This window comes from Adlercreutzia shanghongiae (assembly GCF_035830635.1).
GTDB lineage: Bacteria > Actinomycetota > Coriobacteriia > Coriobacteriales > Eggerthellaceae > Adlercreutzia > Adlercreutzia shanghongiae.
On record NZ_JAYMFI010000009.1, the window covers coordinates 183,787 to 201,548 of the forward strand.

Below are 17,762 nucleotides of genomic sequence, written 5' to 3' on the forward strand. Positions count from 1 at the left end.
CGAGAGGCGCCGCTGCTTTTTGCTATGATTCTTCCGTTCGTTTTAAGCTGATGAAGCGCGTCACGTACCGCGAGAAAGAAGGACTGGCATGACACGGAAGATACACATCTTCGACACCACCCTGCGCGACGGCGAGCAGTCTCCGGGCGCCTCCATGAACACCGAGGAGAAACTGGTCATCGCCCGCGAGCTCCTTCGCATGAACGTCGACGTCATCGAGGCCGGCTTTCCCATCTCCAGCCCCGGCGATTTCGAGAGCGTGCGCCGCATCTCCGAGCTGGCCGGCGATGCCGCTACGGTCTGCGCGCTGACGCGCGCGGTTGAAAAGGATATCGACTCGGCCGCCGACGCGCTGAAGTTCGCCAAGCGCCCCCGCATCCACACGGGCATCGGCGTGTCGCCCTCGCACATGCGCGACAAGCTGCGCATCACCGAGGAGGAGTGCATCAAGCGGGCCGTGCATGCCGTCGCCTACGCGAAGAAGTACGTGGAGGACGTGCAGTTCTATGCCGAGGACGCGGGCCGTTCCGACTACGCTTTCTTGGCGCGGGTCATCGAGGCCGTCATCGCCGCCGGCGCCACGGTGGTGAACATCCCTGACACCACGGGCTACTCGCTGCCCGAGGAGTTCGGCGCGCGCATCAAGTACCTCATGGACAACGTGAAGGGCATCGAGGACGTTACCGTGTCGGTGCACTGTCACAACGATCTGGGCATGGCCACGGCGCTGTCGCTCGCGGGCGTGAGGGGCGGCGCCACGCAGATCGAGTGCACCATCAACGGCCTGGGCGAGCGCGCGGGCAACACGGCCCTGGAGGAAGTGGTCATGGGCATTCGCATGCACGGCGAAGAGCTCGATGCCCACACCGACATCAACACCCGTGAGTTCGTCAAGGCGAGCCGCCTGGTAAGCTCGATCACCGGCATGAACGTGCAGGCCAACAAGGCCATCGTGGGCGCCAACGCCTTCGCGCACTCCTCGGGCATCCACCAGGACGGCGTGCTGAAGAAGCGCGACACCTACGAGATCATCGATCCCGCCGAGGTGGGCGTGGGCGCCAGCCAGATCGTGCTGACGGCCCGCAGCGGGCACGCGGCCCTGAAGCACCGCCTGGAGGAGCTCGGCTACGAGTACGAGGGCGAGGAGCTCGACCGCATCTACACCGCCTTCTTGGAGGTGGCCGACAAGAAGAAGGAGGTGTACGACGAGGACCTGGAGGCGCTCGTCAACGAGCGCGACCGCGAGGAGACCGCCATCTACTCGCTGGAGGGCGTCCAGGTCAGCTGCGGCTTCCCCCTGAAGCCCACGGCTACGGTGACCCTGCGCGGGCCCGAGGGCGACGAGCGCACCGTGTGCGACTGGGGCACCGGTCCCATCGACGCGGTGTACAAGGCCATCGACCAGATCGTGCAGGTGGACAACGACCTGTCCGAGTTCGCGGTGACGGCTGTGACCCGCGGCATCGACGCTTTGGGCGAGGTGACGGTGCGCGTGAAGGCCGCCGGCGGAGAGGTGTACGTGGGCCGTGGTGCCGACGGCGACATCATCGTGTCCTCGGCCAAGGCCTACCTGAACGCCCTGAACCGTCTGCTCTCAGAGAAGCGCTAGGGGAGCCGCCCGCCGGTTCTGTCCGGGCGCGGTGCCGCAGCCCGCGTCCGTATCGCATTCTGCCGAAGCCGGCCGGAACGTTCCGGCCGGCTTCTTCCTTTTCCCAGGTGTTTTCGTGTATGCTATGCCGATACATCGAGGAGAAGCAAGGAGGCGCTATGGCAGACGACAACAAGCTCGGCCGCAAGATCACGACGCTTCGTGAGGCCCATCACCTTTCCACCCAGGACTTGGCCGACCGCTGCGGTTGCGAGGTGGAGGTCATCGAGAAGCTGGAGGGCGGCGAGGTGCCCGCGTCGTTGGCGCCGCTGATCAAGCTGACCCGCGCCCTCGGCGTGCGCCTGGGCACCCTCATGGACGACGACGAGGACTTCGGTCCCGCCTACATCTCGGCCGACGCCATGGCCGAGGTGGAGCGCGTGAAGTCACTGCAGACGGCCAAGGACGCCGGCGACCTTTCCTACTTCAGCCTGGCGGCGGGCCGTCCCTCTCGGCACATGGACCCCTTCGTCATCACGGTGACGCCCACCGGTGAGGCCACTCGCAAGCTGGATTCCCACGAGGGCGAGGAGTGGCTGTTCGGTATGGAGGGCTCCATCGAGATCGAGTACGGCAACGAGACCTACGTGCTCGGCCCCGGCGAGTCCATCTACTACGATTCCATCGTGCCCCACCAGGTGCGTGCCCACAACGGCCAGAACGCCAAGTTTTTGGCGTGCGTATATACTCCGTTCTAGGAGGCGCGATGACTGAAGAGCAGAACAACGCGCCGCAGCCCGGCTCTCCCGATTACCCGCTGCACTCGGAGCTGACCCTGGGCGCCTACCTGAAACAGCAGGTGGCCGCCGATCCCGACCACGAGTTCGTGGTGTACCCCGACCGCGACCTGCGCTGGACCTACCGCGACTTCGACGAGCGCACCGATAACCTCGCCAAGGGCCTGCTGGCCATCGGCATGAAGCCGGGCGACCACTTGGGCGTGTGGGCGCGCAACATCCCCGACTGGCTCACCTTCATGTACGCCAGCGCCAAGATCGGCGTAGTCATGGTGACGGTGAACCCGGTATACAAGTCCCACGAGCTGGACTACGTGCTCAAGCAGTCCGACATGAAGGCGCTCTGCGTCATCGACGCCTATCGCGATGTGGACTACCTGCAGATCATCCGCGACTTGGTGCCCGAGTCCTTAAGCGTGCAGCGCGGCTTTTTGCACTCCGAGGAGTACCCCTTCCTGGAGAACCTCATCTACATGGGCCCCGAGAAGCACCGCGGCTTCTACAGCGTGCCGGAGCTTCTGCTGCTGGGCCAGCACAAGCCCGATAGCTCCTTGGAATGGGCCCAGGGCCGGTTCGACAACAACGACGTGGTCATGATGCAGTACACGAGCGGCACCACGGGCTTTCCCAAAGGCGTCATGCTCACGCACCGCAACATCTTGAACAACGGCTTCTACATCGGCGAGGGCCAAAAGCTCGGGCCGGAGGACCGCGTGTGTCTGCCCGTGCCCTTCTTCCACTGCTTCGGCTGCGTGCTCGGCGTCATGGCCTCGCTCACGCACCGCTGCACTATGATCATCGTGGAGGACTTCAGCGCCGAGCTGGTGCTGCAGGCCCTGCACAAGGAGCGCGCCACGGCGGTCTACGGCGTGCCCACCATGTTCATCGCCGAGCTGAACCATCCCGATTTCGACAGCTTCGATTTGTCTCATCTGCGCACGGGCATCATGGCCGGCAGCCCCTGTCCGCCCGAGACCATGCGCGAGGTGATGGAGCGCATGAACATGCGCGACGTCACCATCTGCTACGGCCTCACCGAGACGAGCCCGGTGTTCACCCAGACCTCGGTGGACGACGACATCCCGCACAAGTGCGAGACCGTGGGGCGGGCCCATCCGCCGGTGGAGGTGCGCGTGCTGGATGTGAACGACGGGCACATCTGCGCGCCCGGCGAGCACGGCGAGCTGTGCTGCAAGGGCTACAACGTCATGAAGGGCTACTACAAGATGCCCGAGGAGACGGCCAAGGCCATCGACAAGAACGGCTTTCTGCATTCGGGCGACATGGGCACCGTGGATGAGGACGGCTACTTCCGCGTGACGGGCCGCATCAAGGACATGATCATCCGCGGCGGCGAGAACATCTACCCGCTGGAGGTGGAGAACTTCCTGCTCACCATGCCCGGCGTGCTGGATGCCCAGGTGGTGGGCATTCCCGATGAGCGCCTCGGCGAGATCGTGGGCGCCTTCATCCGCACCCGCCCGGGGTATGAGGACATGACCGAGGACGATGTGCGCGAGTACGCCATTCCGCGCATCGCCCGCTACAAGGTGCCCAAGCGCGTATTCTTCGTGGACGATTTCCCCATGACGCCCTCCATGAAGGTGCAGAAGTTCAAACTGCGCGAAATGGCCGAGGAATTGGTGAGGGCGGGGAAGTAGCCGATACGGGCGCTTCAGCCCCCTTCGAAACGACGAGCGCGTCGCAAGCGAGAGCCCGGCGCAGGAAATGATAGGAGCCTTTCGTGAAACGAGCACTTACCCCCGGGACCTTTGACCCGATCACCGAGGGGCACCTTGATGTCATTCGCCGTGCTGCCCAGCTGGTGGACGAGGTTATCGTCTCGGTGGCAGTGTCGGCGGGGAAGGGCCCGCTGTTTTCCCTGGAGGAGCGCGTGGCGCTGGCGCGGGAGGCCACGAAAGATATTCCCAATGTGCGGGTCGAGCCCTTCGACGAGCTGCTCGTCGACTTCGCTCGTCGCATGGAGGCCCAGGCCGTCGTGAAGGGCCTGCGCGCCATCACGGACTTCGAGTACGAGTTCCAGATGACCGCCATGAACTACCAGCTGGACAAGAACTTGGAAACGGTGTTCATCATGTCGACGCCCCAGCACATGTATCTGTCCTCATCGGTGGTGCGCGAAATCGCCTCCTGGGGCGGAGATGTTTCGCAGTTCGTCCCCCCGTGCGTGAACGAGGCGCTGGTCGCTCGTTTCGCCGAGTTGAAGGGCTCCAAGTAGCGCCTCCCGCTTGTTTGAAGCGCAGGCTTCCGAGCAAAGGTAAAAGCTCCCTCGTCGACCTCGGGTGGCGGGGGAGCTTTTTTACGGAACGGTGGCGTTTTTGACGGTGCGGCTACAAGGTTTCGGATTCTTTACATCGTTCGCGCGCCATTCCAACGACAGGCTGTTGACGGGCCGTCACCCTCCTTTATCGCGCTAAAGTTCAGCCATCAGGTAATCGTTCGAGCCACTTGGACGGCCCGGGAAACGGGCAGGCTGGTCCGGCAAGCGACTCCCGGTTCCGTACCCGCAGTGCACTAGAAGGAGGCTCATCATGACCCGCAACAACCAACATATCGACTCTTCGTTCGGCCTTTCTCGTCGTAGCTTCTGCAAAGGCGCCGCAGTGCTCGGTGTCTGGGGCGGATTGGCGAGCTTTGGCCTTGCCGGTTGCGCCCCGCACACCAAGGCCGAGGAGCTTGCGAGCTCGGCGCCGTGGAAGGCCGGCACCTATACGGCCGAGGTCACGGGCCACAACGCTCCCTACACTCTGACGGTCACCTTCACCGATGACGCCATCGCCGCCATCGATGCCACGGACAACCAGGAGTCCCTGGGTGTTGGCGCCGATGCCCTGGAGGCCCTCGAGCAGCAGGTCATTGACAACCAGACCATCAACATCGATACCGTCACCGGCGCGACCTTGTCCTCCATGTCGCTGCAGGAGGGCCTTGAGGACTGCGCCAAGCAGGCGGGCGCCTACGAGGTGCTGGCCGAGGCGCCCGTTCCCGCCAAGCCCGCCGTGCAGGAGACCTACGACACCGACGTCTGCGTCATCGGCGGCGGCGGCGCGGGCCTGGCCTCGGCCATCGCGGCGGTCCAGGAGGGCGCCAACGTCGTCGTGCTGGAGAAGTGCGGCATTACCGGCGGCTCCACCAACGTTTCCGAGGGCGCGCTGAACGCCGTCGACCCCGAGCGCCAAGAGCCCCAGGGCATCGAGGACTCCATCCCCACCTTCTACGAGACCACCATGAAGGGCGGCCACAACACCAACAACCCCGAGCTCGTGCATTTCCTCACCGACAACGCGCTGGATTCCGTTCATTGGCTCGAGAGCCTCGGCGTTCAGTTCAAGGACGAGATCGGCAGCGCCACCGGCTCGCTCGGTCAGCGCAGCCATTACCCGGCCACGCCGTCCGGCAACACCTACATCCGCTCCTTCCAGCAGTTCATCGACGACAACCCCGAGCAGATCGTGCTTTTGAACGACATGCAGGCCACCGAGCTCATCACCGATGACGCCGGCGCGGTCGTGGGCGTCAAGGCGCTCTACGACGGCGAGCAGGAAGTCACCGTGAACTGCGGTGCCGTCATCATCGCCACCGGCGGCTTCGGCAGCAATGTGGAGTACCGCCAGAAGGTGAACACGGGCGTGTGGAAGGACGTCGTGCTGGACGACTCCATCGGCTGCACCAACATCAAGCCCTGCGCCCAGGGCGAGGGCCTGGCACTTGCCGAAGGCGCCGGTGCCGAGCTCATCTGCCTGTCCGACATTCAGCTGCATCCCTGCGGCACCCCGGGCACGGGCCTTATGGAAGACATCCGTACCTCTGGCCGTAACCGCATCTTCGTGAACACCGAGGGCAAGCGTTTCGTGAACGAGGGCGCCGAGCGCGACGTGCTGTGCAAGAACATCTTCGCCCAGCCCGAGGGCACCTACTGGGTGGTCGTGAACACCCTGCGCTACCCCGATCCCGACGAGCCGGACGCCAACGGCGCCACCATCAACAACATGCTTGCCTTGGGCCACATCGTCACGGGCGACACGGTAGAGGCGCTTGCCGGCGAGATGGGCGTGGACGCGACCAATCTGCAGGCGGCCATTGACGCCTACAACGCGGTCGTGGACGGCGGTGCCGACGAATTCGGCTTCGTGGCCGACAACACGGCAGACGCGAAGATGACCGAGGGCCCGTGGTACGCCTGCCGCAAGGTTCCCACCGTGCACCACACCATGGGCGGCATCCGCGTGAACGTGGAATCCGAGGCCTGCGACGCCGACGGCAACCCGATCCCCGGCCTGTATGCCGCGGGCGAGTGCACCGGCGGCATCCACGGCGAGAATCGTCTGGGCGGCAACGCCATTGCCGACTGCATGACCTTCGGACGCAACGCCGGCACCAACGCCGCCGACTACGCCGTGGCTTAAGCCTCAGGCGGCACAATCTCCTTCCCGCTGCGGGAAGTTTCGGAAGGGGCCCTCATGGCGAGGGCCCCTTCCTCTAGGGCGTCCTTTCCTAGAGAGATATGACCTACTATTAGACATAGTCAAATAGTAATGGTATTATCCCGATAGCCCCCCGAGCGTGCCCGGTTTGGCGCGGCCCGCCGCCGCGTCGCACGCCCGAGCAGGGGAGGAACCCACGAGAGGACCATCTATGGACTATATCGCCTACTACAACGAGATCGCCGAGATTCAGGGGGCCGACCCCCAGGCCACAGCCCGCACCCGCGATGCCGACGGCACCATCCCCGGCGAGGCGCGCCCGCTTCTGTTCAACGTCTCCGCCGAGATCAAGAACACCTACCACGAGCTCGGCTGCACCCTGCCGCCCTTGCTCGAGGGCTGCACGGTGCTCGATCTGTGCTGCGGCAGCGGCCGTGACACCTACCTGGCCGCCCAGCTCGTGGGCCCTGCCGGTCGCGTCGTCGGCGTTGAGCCCGTCGAGGCCCGCCTGAACATCGCCCGCAAGTACCTCGATCAGGAGATGCGCCAGTTCGGCTACGACGCGGCCAATGTGGAACTTGTCCACGGCGCTCCCGAGGACCTGTCGTTTGTCCCCGACAACTCGGTGGACGTGGTCGTCTCCAACGGCACGTTCAACCTGTCGCCCGATAAGGACCGCTATCTTTCCGAGGTGCGCCGCGTGCTCGCCGAGGGCGGAGAGTTCTACTTTACCGACGTCTTTTGCGACCGCCGCATCCCCGCCGCCCTTGCCGACGACATGAAGCTGCGGGCCCTGCGTCTGGCCGGCGCCCTCTACATTCAGGATTTCCGCCGCCTCTCTGTGGCCAACGACTTTCTGGACCCGCGCTACCTCATGACGTGGAAGACCCCGCTGACGGATGAGGAGCAGGCGCTTCTCCCGGATATCGCCTTTGCCACCATCACCACGCGCCTTATCAAGACCGATCTGCAGGAGGACATCTGCGAGTCCTACGGCGAGACGGTCACCTACAAGGGCACTCTGCCCGATTTTCCGGACTACTTCCTGTTCGACAAGGACATCAAGTTCCCCGCGGGCAAGACCTGCACCGTGTGCGGCAACGTGTCGGGACTTGTCATGGCGAGCCGCTATGGTAAGGTGTTCGACCTGACCGGCGACCGCTCGGTGCACATCGGCGACACCCACGGCGACCACATCATCAAGTGCGCGCCGGACTTCACCGGCGTGGTGGACGAAGACGACCAGCCGATTCAGGCCTCCTGCTGCTAGCAGCGCGGGCGCGGCGATACCGACACAGAAAGGGGAGCGAGCGTGGAACCCATTCGCTTCATGGTGGTCAGCGGCTTTCTGGGCGCTGGCAAGACGACGACGATGATCGCGCTGGCCGAGCATCTGAACCGGACCTTCGGCGAGAGCGCCATCATCGCCAACGATTTGGGCGCGAATTTGGTGGACACCTCGCTCACCCAGACCTCGGGCTGCACCGTGGCCGAGATCGCCTCGGGCTGCATCTGCTACCAGATGGACAACACCGTCGACCAGATTCGCCGTCTGCGCGACAAGAGCGGCGCGGTGTTCGTCATGAGCGATATCCCCGGCTGCGGCGTGGGGGCGCTGGACCACGTGTACCACACCCTGGCCCGCGAGCACGGCGACGAGTTCACGCTGGCCCCCTTCACGGTCATCGTGGACCCGGAGCGCCTGCGCATGATCATGCCGGAGCGCGCCGACATCAACCTGCCCGAGGAGCTGGTCTACCTTTTGAAGCTGCAGCTGGAAGAGGCCGACCTTGTCGTGCTGAACAAGTGCGACACCCTTGCGGAGGGCGATATCGACCGCTACGTGGACTTCCTGAAGACCGCCGTGCCCGACGTGCCGGTGCTCTGCATCTCGGCCCGCGAGAAGACGGGCATCGACGAGCTGGCTGCGTTCGTGACCACCCGCACCTCGGCGCTGAAGAACTTTTCCGTGCGCGACAACCGCGAGTTCGAGCAGGCCGAGGCGAAGCTCACCTGGTACAACCGCCGCCTGTTCTTCAAGACGCTGTCCGGCGAGAAGATCGACATGAACGCCGTGGTGGACGATCTTATCGAGGAGATCCGCCTGGGGCTCATCGAGCGCAAGCGCAACGTGCCGCATCTGAAGACCTTCGCTACTTCGGGCAACGGCGACTTCAACAAGGCGTCGCTCATCGGCGTGGATTACGATATCGAATACGAGCAGAGGTTTCTGCGCGCCCACAAGAACATGCGCATGATCATCAACGCCCGCGCTGTGTGCGAGTCACGCCCCTTGGCGCGCCTGGTAGATGACGCGGTGGACGAGATCTGCGAGCGCTACGGCTTGGATGTGCAGGTGTTCTTCACGGAATGCTTCGGCATGGCCGACGAGGGGCGGTAGCCCATGGCGGGAACGACTCTTTCCCACGGGGCGCTCGTGCCCTCCCAGGACATCTCGCAGATTCCCGATGGGGAGCTTTCCATTCGCGAGCAGGTGCGCCAGTACTACGGCAGCATCCTGGCCGATTCCGATGATTTGAAGACCAATGCCACGTGCTGCGCCACCGACGCGCCGCCGCGCTACGTGCTGGACGTGATGCCGCTCATCGACGACGAGATCATGAGCAAGTTCTATGGCTGTGGAAGCCCCATCCCGCCGGCCCTTGAGGGCTGCACGGTGCTCGATTTGGGTTGCGGCGTGGGCCGCGACGTGTACGTGCTCTCGAAACTCGTAGGGTCGGCCGGCCGCGTCATCGGCGTAGATATGACCCCTTCGCAGCTCGCCGTGGCCCAAGCCCATGAGGAGGACCAGGCGCGCCGCTTCGGATTCGATGAGAACAACGTGGAATTCAAGTGCGGCTATATCGAGGATTTGGCGGACCTCGGCATCGAGGACGAGTCCATCGATCTGGTCGTGTCGAACTGCGTCATCAACCTCACGCCGTTCAAAGAGCAGGTGTTCCGCGAGATTTATCGGGTGCTCAAGCCCGGCGGCGAGCTGTACTTCTCCGATGTGTTCTGCGACCGGCGCATGCCCGAGGCGCTGCGCCGCGACCCGGTGCTTTTGGGGGAGTGCCTCGGCGGCGCGATTTACTTGGAGGATTTCCGCCGCATGATGGCGCGCATCGGGTGGGCGAGCTTTCTATATACCGCCATAGACGACATCCACGTGAGCGACTTGGCCCTGGAGACCAAGCTCGGCTTCACCGGGTTCACCTCGCGCACGGTGCGGGCCATCAAGGCCTGTGGCCTGGAGGACGGCGAGGAGAACTGGGGCCAGACCGCGCGCTATTTGGGCACGATTCCCGAGATGCCGCGCTATTTCGACTTGTCGGAGGAGATTCGCCTCATCAAGGGGCGGCCTGTGGCCCTAAGCGGCAACATGGCCGAGATGCTCGCGCAATCGCGCTACGGCGCCCACTTCGACATCAGTGAAAGGGGCGCCCATCGCGGCGCCTTCGAGTTCTGCCGCGCCCAGGACGCCGTGGAGGCGCGTCGGGGCAAGCGCGCGGTGGACGTGACCTATCTGGAAGAGGCCCTGGGCCGCATCGGGCAGCCGTCCTTCGAAGAGCGGGTGAACGCGCCGGCAGCCCTTTGCGCCCCGGCCGGCTCCGAGACGCTGCAGGTGAACATCACCTACGCCTGCAACCTGGCCTGCCGACACTGCTATCTGGAATGCGCCCCGAAAAGCGAGGCGGCCATGGACCGTGCCACCATGGAGGCCTGCCTTAAGGCCTTCACGGCCGCGGGCTTTACCACCTTCGACATTACCGGCGGCTCCCCGGAGCTGCATCCGGACTTCCCCTGGTTTCTGCGCGAGGCGGCGCGTCGCGCCCGAGAGGCGGGCGGTGCGGTCATCGTGCGCACGAACCTGACGCTTTTGGAAAAGCTGGAGTACGCTTCGCTTATGGACCTGTTCGCCGAAGAGGGCGTGACCCTTGTGGCCTCGCTGCCCTACTTCGACGCCGAGGGTACCGATGCCCAGCGCGGCAACCGCGTCTATGAGCGGGCCGTCTCGGCCATACGCGCGCTCAACGAGCGCGGCTACGGGAAGGGGGAGGGGCTTGTGCTCGATTTGGCCTACAACGTGGCCGGCCCGTTTCTGCCTCCGCCCCAGGACATGCTGGAAGACCTCTACCGCGACGAGCTTGAGCGGCGCGAGGGCGTGGCCTTCGATCATCTCTACGCCTTCAACAACTATCCGCTCGGCCGCTTCGCCCACGATCTTCTGGATGCGGGGCTGTTCGACGAGTACCTGCGCCTTCTGGCGGAGAACTTCAATGCCCTGGCCGTGCAGCGCATGATGTGCCGCGGCCAGGTGAACGTGGATGTGGACGGGCGCCTGTACGACTGCGAGGTGAACCACGTGCTGGGGCTGCCTATCCAGCTGCCTGCCAAAGATGGGGCGGGCAAGCGCGACGCCACCGTGGCCGACCTTGCCGCGGGTGCCCTGCCCGAGCGTACCGTGCGCACGAACCCCGTCTGCTACAGCTGCGCGGCCGGTTTCGGCTCCAGCTGCGGCGGCTCGCTCGTGAAAGAGCGCTCATAAGGACGAGAGGCCCTCTTCGGGCCTCTCGTCGTTGGCGGGGTTTATCGCAGGGGCAAGCGGCGCTTTTAGGAATTCAGCTCGGCCTCGGCGCTGTTGGCGAAGTAGCCCTCGGGAACATTTTTGCGGATGAAGTCGGCGAACGCGCGCGCCTCGTCGCTGTGGGCGCCGTTTGAGGGCCAGGTGAGCGACACGGGATACCACATGGTGTCGGTGGCTACCTTGAAGCGGATGATGCCCGGCTCGTTGCGGTAGCGGTTGGCGATGCACTCGGGCAGCGTCGCCCAGCCGAGCCCCGCTTTCACGCCCTCGATCATGGCCTCGTGGGTGTCGAAGCAGCCCACCATGTTGTGGTCGCGCAGTGAGAGCCCGTAGCGCTCGCGGAAATGGCGGTTGCCCACCATGTGGCGGCCGGAATGCCATTCGTAGACGATCATGGGCCACTTCAGCAGGGTATCGATGGGAACCGGCCCCGGCATTTGGTTGTAAGGGGCCTTGTCCGGCGCCAAGAACACGAGCCGCTTGTAGCCGAGCACTTCGGTGACGATGCCGGGCTCCAAGGGCTGGTTCTCCAAAATGGCGAAGTCAAGCTCGCCGTCCTTCAGCTTTTGCACGAGATCGGGCTCGTAGCCCGCATCCAGATGCACCCGGGCCTCGGGCTGCTCCTGCACGTACTGGGCCACCAGGCGCGGCAGCAGCGTCACGCCGTCGGCGAAGCTCATGCCCACGGTGATGTTGGCGGGGAAGTGCTCGTCGATGGCGGCGATCTGGGAGGCCATGACCCGCTCCATATCGGCCATGTTCTGAGCGAACTTCACGGCCACTTTGCCCGCTTGGGTCAAAGAGATGCCCGTGGAGGTGCGGTTGATGAGCGAGGTGCCGAACTGCTTCTCGATACTGGTAATTTTTTGCGACAGGCCGGGGCGCGACATGTAAAGCTGATTTGCCGCTTGGGAGAGACTTTTCGCCTTCGATAGAACCAGCAGAACTTCGATATCGTCAAACAGCATGGCTCCTCCTCGTCGGCGGCATGGCGTGGCGACGGCGTTCCCCTTATTTTCTCGGCCCATCTCGTCAAGCTCTCTTCGGCAGGCTTCCCCGTCGCTGCCAAACTTGCGTGTTTAAGCCAACATTAAACCTGCCCGTTCCTCCCGCGTCCAGAGCCTTTCATCGAATCGGTGAAGCGAATTTTGACGATGGTTGTAAGCAAATCCTGCATGTAGCGAACCTTTGCAGCTCCTGCAACTAAGTGCGACGGCGAATCGGTGACTGTCGTGCTTATCGATGATGCTTCCTCTCTATGATGACGCCATTGGACACAGCAGCGTCCGAAGTTGGGCAACATCGATCGGGCCCAAGTCGCGAACCGGACTCTTTCTGTGTCTCCAGCAACGAGGAGAAAGAAGAGGAGGAATCGATGGACAAACAAGGCATCATCGAGACCAGCAAGAAGCGCCGCGAGGGCGAGCGCATCTTCTACACGTCCTGCCCGGCCAACGGGTGCTGGGACTCGGCCTGTGTGCTGAAGTGTCACGAGAAGGACGGGAAGATCATCGCCATTGAGCCCGACGACTCCGTGAACCCCAACGACTCGCGCGAGGATTGCGGTTGGGAGAACACGTGGAAGGGCAACGTGCAGATGCGCCCGTGCGCCATGGGCCATTCCTGGAAGAAGGAGCTGCACGCCGACACGCGCCTTCTGCACCCCATGAAGCGCGTAGGCAAGAAGGGCCCGGGCCAGGGCTACTTCGTCGAGATCTCTTGGGAAGAGGCGCTGGACACCATCGCCGAGAAGATGATCGAGATCAAGGAGAAGTACGGTCCCTACGGCATCTTCCATTCCCAGTATCCCAGCTTCGAGAAGAACGGCTTTCCGCTGGCTCCCTGGTGGGAGGCGGGCTTCGGCGCCTGGGGCGAGCACTCCACCTCGGGGCACGCCGCCGGCGAGATGCTGCATCTCGGCGTCGATCTGACCAAGGTGACCCGCGGCCTGCAGAACTCCCTGCCGGGTTTTGAGGCCCCCGACCTGTTCAACTCCAAGCTCTTCATCATGTGGGGCATGGATCCGGTAGTCGCCTGGTTCGGCCCGACGTCCTACTACATGCAGCTTGCCCACGAGTACGGTCTGAAGACCATCGTCATCGACCCGCGCTACACCCAGTCCGCCGAGATTCTCGCCGACCAGTGGATTCCGATTCGCCCCGGCACCGACTTGGCCATGATGCTCGCCGTGGCCCAGGTTCTCTTCGAGGAAGACCTGGTCGACCACGCCTTCATCGACGAGTGGGTCGATAAGGAGGGCTTCGAAGAGTGGCGCGCCTACGTTATGGGCGAGGGCGAGGACGGCCTGAAGAAGACCCCCGAGTGGGCCGCTCCCATCACCGCCGTGCCTGCCGAGACCATCCGCGAGTTCGCGCGTCTGTACGGCACCGAGAAGCCGGTGCACCTGCAGTACTTCTACTCCTGCGCCAAGCGCCACATGGGCGACTACTCCGCCTCGGCCTCGATGCTGCTCCAGGCCATGACCGGCAACATCGCCTGCCACGGCGGCTGCGAGTCCGGCGCCTGCCTGCCCACCCCGGGCCGCGTGCCCGCCCCCCGCGCCGACTGGCAGCGCGATCCGGGCGACTATCAGGTGCCGGTGCTGTTCAACAACAACTGCCTCACTGAGATTCTCGCGCGCCAGGACGACTACTGGTCGGGCAAGATCACGGAGTCGGAGTTCCGTCACCTCATCGGCAGCCCCACCAACGACTGCCCGCTGCCCAACATCCAGATGATCATCTTCGAGAACAACTACGGCAACAACCACTCGAACGTGAACAAGCGCTTCGCCGGCATGGCCAACACCGAGTTCAACTGGGGCTTCCAGTGGCACATGAACCAGCCCACCGCCGAGCTGTGCGACATCATCCTGCCGGCGCCCGTGTGGCAGTTCGAGGGCATGGACGAGTACATGTACGGCCACCAGCGCTTCGTGAGCGGCCCCAACGGCATGCGCAACTACTTCACCTTCTGCGCCCGCGGCCTGGATTTCCCCGGCGAGGTGCGCTCCAAGGAGTGGGTGTGGACGCAAATTGCCAAGCGCTTGGGCGACGAGGTCGTCGAGGGCTACAACCCCCGCATGAAGGACGTGGCGGTGGAGGACTGGGTAGACGCCCAGGAGGCCATCTACAAGGAGGCCTTCGAGAAGTGGGCCGACAATGCCACCATCATGGCCTATCTGGGCTACGACCACCGTCCCACTTGGGAGGAGTTCAACGCCAACCCGGTCGTCCGCACCGAGATCGACGAGCCCTATTACCCGTTCAAGTCCGCCATGGACAAGGGCGAGAGCCCGTTTAACACCCCCACGAAGAAGATCGAGTTCTCCTCGAACTTCGTGAAGACCCACGACATGACCGAGAGCCGTTGGCGCGGCCGCCTCGATCCGATGCCGGTGTGGAGCCCCAGCTACGTGGAGGGCGATATCGGAAGCGCCTCCAACGACGGCTTCTACAACCCGAAGGTGAAGGACTACCCGCTCTCGCTCGTCACGCCCGTGTCGGTGTACCGCCAGCACTCTTCCAACGACAACAACCCCTTCATGCGCGAGGACGTCTACCGCCACGCCGTGTGGATCTCCGGCGTGGACGCCAAGGCCCGCGGCATCAAGGACGGCGATTTGTGCCGCGTCTACTCCGATCGCGGCGAGACGCTGCTCACCGCCTATGTCACCAACCGCTGCATGCCCGGCACCGCAGCCGTGCACCATGGCGGCTGGTATCAGACCAACGGAGAGACCTCCGAGATGAACGTGTTCGGTCAGGACATGCGCGGCACGCCCAACATCCTTCTGGACGACGGACACTTGCCCCACATCCTCGGCGCTCTGATTATCGCCGGCTTGGTGGAAGTTGAGAAGGTGGCCGACGGCGACGCCGAGGGCTACGGCAACGAGGCCGAGCGCGGCGGTGCCCGCGGCGCCATGGTGGCCGTTGCCTGCCGCGACCGCCTCGCCCAGAAAGACGGCGCCCGCGACGCGGCGGCCGTGGCCTTGGAGGCCGCCGCTTCCGCCGCCGAGAACGCCTAGCCGATTGCACCCGAAAGGAGGAACCATGACCCAGTACGGATTCTTTTTCGATATGAACCGCTGCTACGCCTGCCAGGCCTGCAGCATCGCCTGCAAGGACTGGAACGAGATTGAGCCGGGCGCCGAGAAGTGGATGTGTGTCTACGAGTGGGAGAGCGGCACGTTCCCGAACCTGCGCCTGCGCTCTCTGGCCTTCAGCTGCGCCCACTGCGAGAACCCCGCCTGCGTGGCGGTCTGCGAGAGTGGCGCCCTGTACAAGGAGGACGAGTACGGCGCGGTGCTGGTGGACCAGGACAAGTGCACCGGCTGTCGCAAGTGCTACGACGCCTGCCCCTACGGCGCGCCCAAGTTCGCCACCGATGAGCCCGACTGCAAGATGAGCAAGTGCACCATGTGCGTCGACCGCCTGGCCGAGGGCAAGCAGCCCGCCTGCACTGCGTCCTGCCCGCTGCGCGCCTTCGACTTCGGTCCGCTCGACGAGCTCATCGAGAAGTACGGCGACGTGCGCTATTGCGAGGGCATGCCCGCCCCCGACGCGACGAGCCCGGCCTACCTCATCTGGAACCCGCGCGAGAAGACCCCGCTTCTGCCCTACGACGTGAAGGAGGCCATCGCCCTTAACCAGCAGCGCGGCGACCTCGGCACCATGTTCGAGAGCGAAGAGGACCTCACCGCCTTCGACGAGGGCACCATCGGCCGCGACGGCCTGAAGATGAAGCACGGCTCGAATATCGAGCTCATGCGCGCCACCCGCAACGATATGGCCTAATCGCCCGTATCGTCTGCGGCTTGCGGGGCGGGCGTCTTCGAGGGGGTGCCCGTCCCGCCTTACGAAGTATCTATGCTCTGTTGCGGATGTGGAGGATCTGCAAGGGGGCTTAGAGGAGAAGAGAAACCTCTAGGAAAGGGGAAAACCAATGGAGTGGATCGGAGTTATCGGCATTATCGCCGGTCTCGTCTTCTTCGTCATCGCGGCCATGAAGGGTTGGAACGTGCTCATCACGTCCATCGTGACCGCCATCGTCATCGCGCTGACCAACGGCATGGACATCATGGAATCCATGGTCGGCGCCGAGACATCCTATGTCACCGGCCTTGCGGGCTTCATCCGCGGCAACCTGCTGATCTTCATGGGCGGCGCCATCATGGGCGAGTTCATGGACAAGTCGGGCGCTGCGAAGTCCATTGCCCAGTTCGTCATGAACAAGGTGGGCACCAAGAGCCCGTATCTGGTGCTGCTCGGCATTTCCGCGGTGGGCGCCGTGCTCACCTACGCCGGCATCTCGATGTTCGTGGCCATGTTCGCCCTCATCCCGCTGGCGCGCCCGATGTTCCGCGAGTGCAATATCCCGTGGCATCTGTTCTGCGCCGCCTGGTCTCTGGCCGCCTGCTCGTTCACCATGGCCATGATCCCCGGCGTGCCGGCCGTGGCCTGGATCAACGCCGCCAACGGCTGCGGCGTGTCGCTGACCGCCGCTCCCATCATGGGCATCGTGGGCTCCGTCATCGCCATCGTGGTGAGCTGCGTCTACATCAAGTTCGCCCTGAAGCGCGCTGAGGCCAAAGGCGAGCACTTCGTCGCCGACGCCGACGACAAGGAAGTGGAGGCCGACACCAACATCCCGCCCGTGGGCCTGGCCATCCTGCCGCTCATCGTGCTTATCGCCGTCATCATCGGCCTGTCCGCCACCGGCATGAAGAACGTCGTGTACATCGGCATGGTCTGCGGCGTCATCGTCTCGATCATCTGCTTCTTCAAGTACCTGCCGAGCCTGCGCGACACGCTCGGCAAGGGCGCTGTCGCCGGCGTGGGCCCGGCCGTGTTCACCTCCGCTGCCGTGGGCGTGGGCACCGTGGCCGCCGCCTCTGTGGGCTTCACGGTCATCTACGAGGCCATCTTCAACATGCCCGGCGGCACCTATGTGTCCGCCGCCACCATGGCTGCGGCTCTCGGTGGCATCATGGGCTCCGGCTCCGGTGCCGTGGGCATCATCGCCCAGAATTTCCTGGAGCCCTACCTGGCCACCGGTGTCGACCCGGCCGCCCTGGCGAAGATCATCGCCACCTCCGCCACCATCGGCGGCGCTCTGCCCAACTCCGGCGCCATGTTCGGCATGCTCGCCGCCATGGGCTTGAACCACAAGAACTCCTACAAGCACATCGCCGCCATCTCCATTGGCGCCGGCATGTGCGCGCTCGTGGTCATGATCATCATGGCCAACGTGGGCATCTACTAGGCCAGACGGCCCCAATGAGAGGGAGGCGCGCATAATACGCGCGCCTCCCCTTCGGGAGGGCGGGCATCCTCCAGGCT

General features: G+C 64.2%; 12 protein-coding genes. 11 read left to right on the forward strand and 1 reads right to left on the reverse strand.

What is annotated here, in order from left to right:
• Positions 1 to 88: 88 nt before the first annotated feature.
• The 8 genes from VJ923_RS05595 to arsS all read left to right on the forward strand — a co-directional run bounded on the left by VJ923_RS05595 (position 89) and on the right by arsS (position 11,379).
• Entirely contained in the window at positions 89 to 1,609 is a 1,521-nt protein-coding gene (locus VJ923_RS05595) for a 2-isopropylmalate synthase (RefSeq protein WP_326439401.1), read from the forward strand.
• A 158-nt stretch (positions 1,610 to 1,767) separates the two neighbouring features.
• On the forward strand, positions 1,768 to 2,346 hold the full coding sequence (locus VJ923_RS05600; RefSeq protein WP_326439403.1) for a helix-turn-helix domain-containing protein: 579 nt from the start codon (positions 1,768 to 1,770) through the stop codon (positions 2,344 to 2,346).
• 8 nt (positions 2,347 to 2,354) lie between these two features.
• On the forward strand, positions 2,355 to 4,046 hold the full coding sequence (locus VJ923_RS05605) for an AMP-binding protein (RefSeq protein WP_326439405.1): 1,692 nt from the start codon (positions 2,355 to 2,357) through the stop codon (positions 4,044 to 4,046).
• Between the two features lie 83 nt (positions 4,047 to 4,129).
• Positions 4,130 to 4,624 carry a pantetheine-phosphate adenylyltransferase gene (gene coaD / locus VJ923_RS05610; protein WP_326439407.1) on the forward strand — a complete coding sequence of 165 codons (495 nt, stop codon included), beginning with the start codon at positions 4,130 to 4,132 and terminating at the stop codon, positions 4,622 to 4,624.
• A gap of 313 nt (positions 4,625 to 4,937) precedes the next feature.
• Positions 4,938 to 6,812 carry a flavocytochrome c gene (locus VJ923_RS05615; RefSeq protein ID WP_326439409.1) on the forward strand — a complete coding sequence of 625 codons (1,875 nt, stop codon included), beginning with the start codon at positions 4,938 to 4,940 and terminating at the stop codon, positions 6,810 to 6,812.
• Positions 6,813 to 7,041: 229 nt separating this feature from the next.
• Positions 7,042 to 8,100 carry a methyltransferase domain-containing protein gene (locus tag VJ923_RS05620; RefSeq protein WP_326439410.1) on the forward strand — a complete coding sequence of 353 codons (1,059 nt, stop codon included), beginning with the start codon at positions 7,042 to 7,044 and terminating at the stop codon, positions 8,098 to 8,100.
• Between the two features lie 42 nt (positions 8,101 to 8,142).
• Positions 8,143 to 9,231 (forward strand): GTP-binding protein, encoded by a 1,089-nt coding sequence (locus VJ923_RS05625; protein WP_326439412.1) that lies wholly within the window; start codon positions 8,143 to 8,145, stop codon positions 9,229 to 9,231.
• 3 nt (positions 9,232 to 9,234) lie between these two features.
• Positions 9,235 to 11,379: an arsenosugar biosynthesis radical SAM (seleno)protein ArsS gene (gene arsS / locus VJ923_RS05630; protein ID WP_326439414.1), complete on the forward strand. Its 2,145-nt coding sequence runs from the start codon at positions 9,235 to 9,237 to the stop codon at positions 11,377 to 11,379.
• A 65-nt stretch (positions 11,380 to 11,444) separates the two neighbouring features.
• Here arsS and VJ923_RS05635 read toward each other — a convergent pair whose 3' ends face one another.
• Complete coding sequence (locus tag VJ923_RS05635) at positions 11,445 to 12,386, reverse strand: LysR family transcriptional regulator (protein WP_326439416.1); 942 nt, start codon at positions 12,384 to 12,386, stop codon at positions 11,445 to 11,447.
• 407 nt (positions 12,387 to 12,793) lie between these two features.
• On the opposite strand from VJ923_RS05635, the gene VJ923_RS05640 reads away from it, so the two are divergent.
• The 3 genes from VJ923_RS05640 (at position 12,794) to VJ923_RS05650 (ending at position 17,685) form a co-directional block, all read left to right on the forward strand.
• A complete protein-coding gene (locus VJ923_RS05640) occupies positions 12,794 to 15,448 on the forward strand; it encodes a molybdopterin-containing oxidoreductase family protein (RefSeq protein ID WP_326439418.1) in 2,655 nt (884 codons plus the stop codon).
• 25 nt (positions 15,449 to 15,473) lie between these two features.
• The gene (locus VJ923_RS05645) at positions 15,474 to 16,217 is read left to right on the forward strand and encodes a 4Fe-4S dicluster domain-containing protein (protein ID WP_326439420.1); all 744 of its coding nucleotides are present in this window, start codon (positions 15,474 to 15,476) and stop codon (positions 16,215 to 16,217) included.
• A 148-nt stretch (positions 16,218 to 16,365) separates the two neighbouring features.
• A complete protein-coding gene (locus tag VJ923_RS05650) occupies positions 16,366 to 17,685 on the forward strand; it encodes a GntP family permease (protein WP_326439422.1) in 1,320 nt (439 codons plus the stop codon).
• Positions 17,686 to 17,762: the final 77 nt, after the last annotated feature.

Coding starts and splice junctions, on each gene's coding strand:
- VJ923_RS05605 (WP_326439405.1), top strand. CDS start 2,355: ATGACTGAAGAGCAGAACAACGCGCCGCAGCCCGGCTCTCCCGATTAC.
- VJ923_RS05600 (WP_326439403.1), top strand. CDS start 1,768: ATGGCAGACGACAACAAGCTCGGCCGCAAGATCACGACGCTTCGTGAG.
- VJ923_RS05615 (WP_326439409.1), top strand. CDS start 4,938: ATGACCCGCAACAACCAACATATCGACTCTTCGTTCGGCCTTTCTCGT.
- VJ923_RS05645 (WP_326439420.1), top strand. CDS start 15,474: ATGACCCAGTACGGATTCTTTTTCGATATGAACCGCTGCTACGCCTGC.
- arsS (WP_326439414.1), top strand. CDS start 9,235: ATGGCGGGAACGACTCTTTCCCACGGGGCGCTCGTGCCCTCCCAGGAC.
- VJ923_RS05595 (WP_326439401.1), top strand. CDS start 89: ATGACACGGAAGATACACATCTTCGACACCACCCTGCGCGACGGCGAG.
- VJ923_RS05640 (WP_326439418.1), top strand. CDS start 12,794: ATGGACAAACAAGGCATCATCGAGACCAGCAAGAAGCGCCGCGAGGGC.
- VJ923_RS05635 (WP_326439416.1), bottom strand. CDS start 12,386: ATGCTGTTTGACGATATCGAAGTTCTGCTGGTTCTATCGAAGGCGAAA.
- VJ923_RS05620 (WP_326439410.1), top strand. CDS start 7,042: ATGGACTATATCGCCTACTACAACGAGATCGCCGAGATTCAGGGGGCC.
- VJ923_RS05650 (WP_326439422.1), top strand. CDS start 16,366: ATGGAGTGGATCGGAGTTATCGGCATTATCGCCGGTCTCGTCTTCTTC.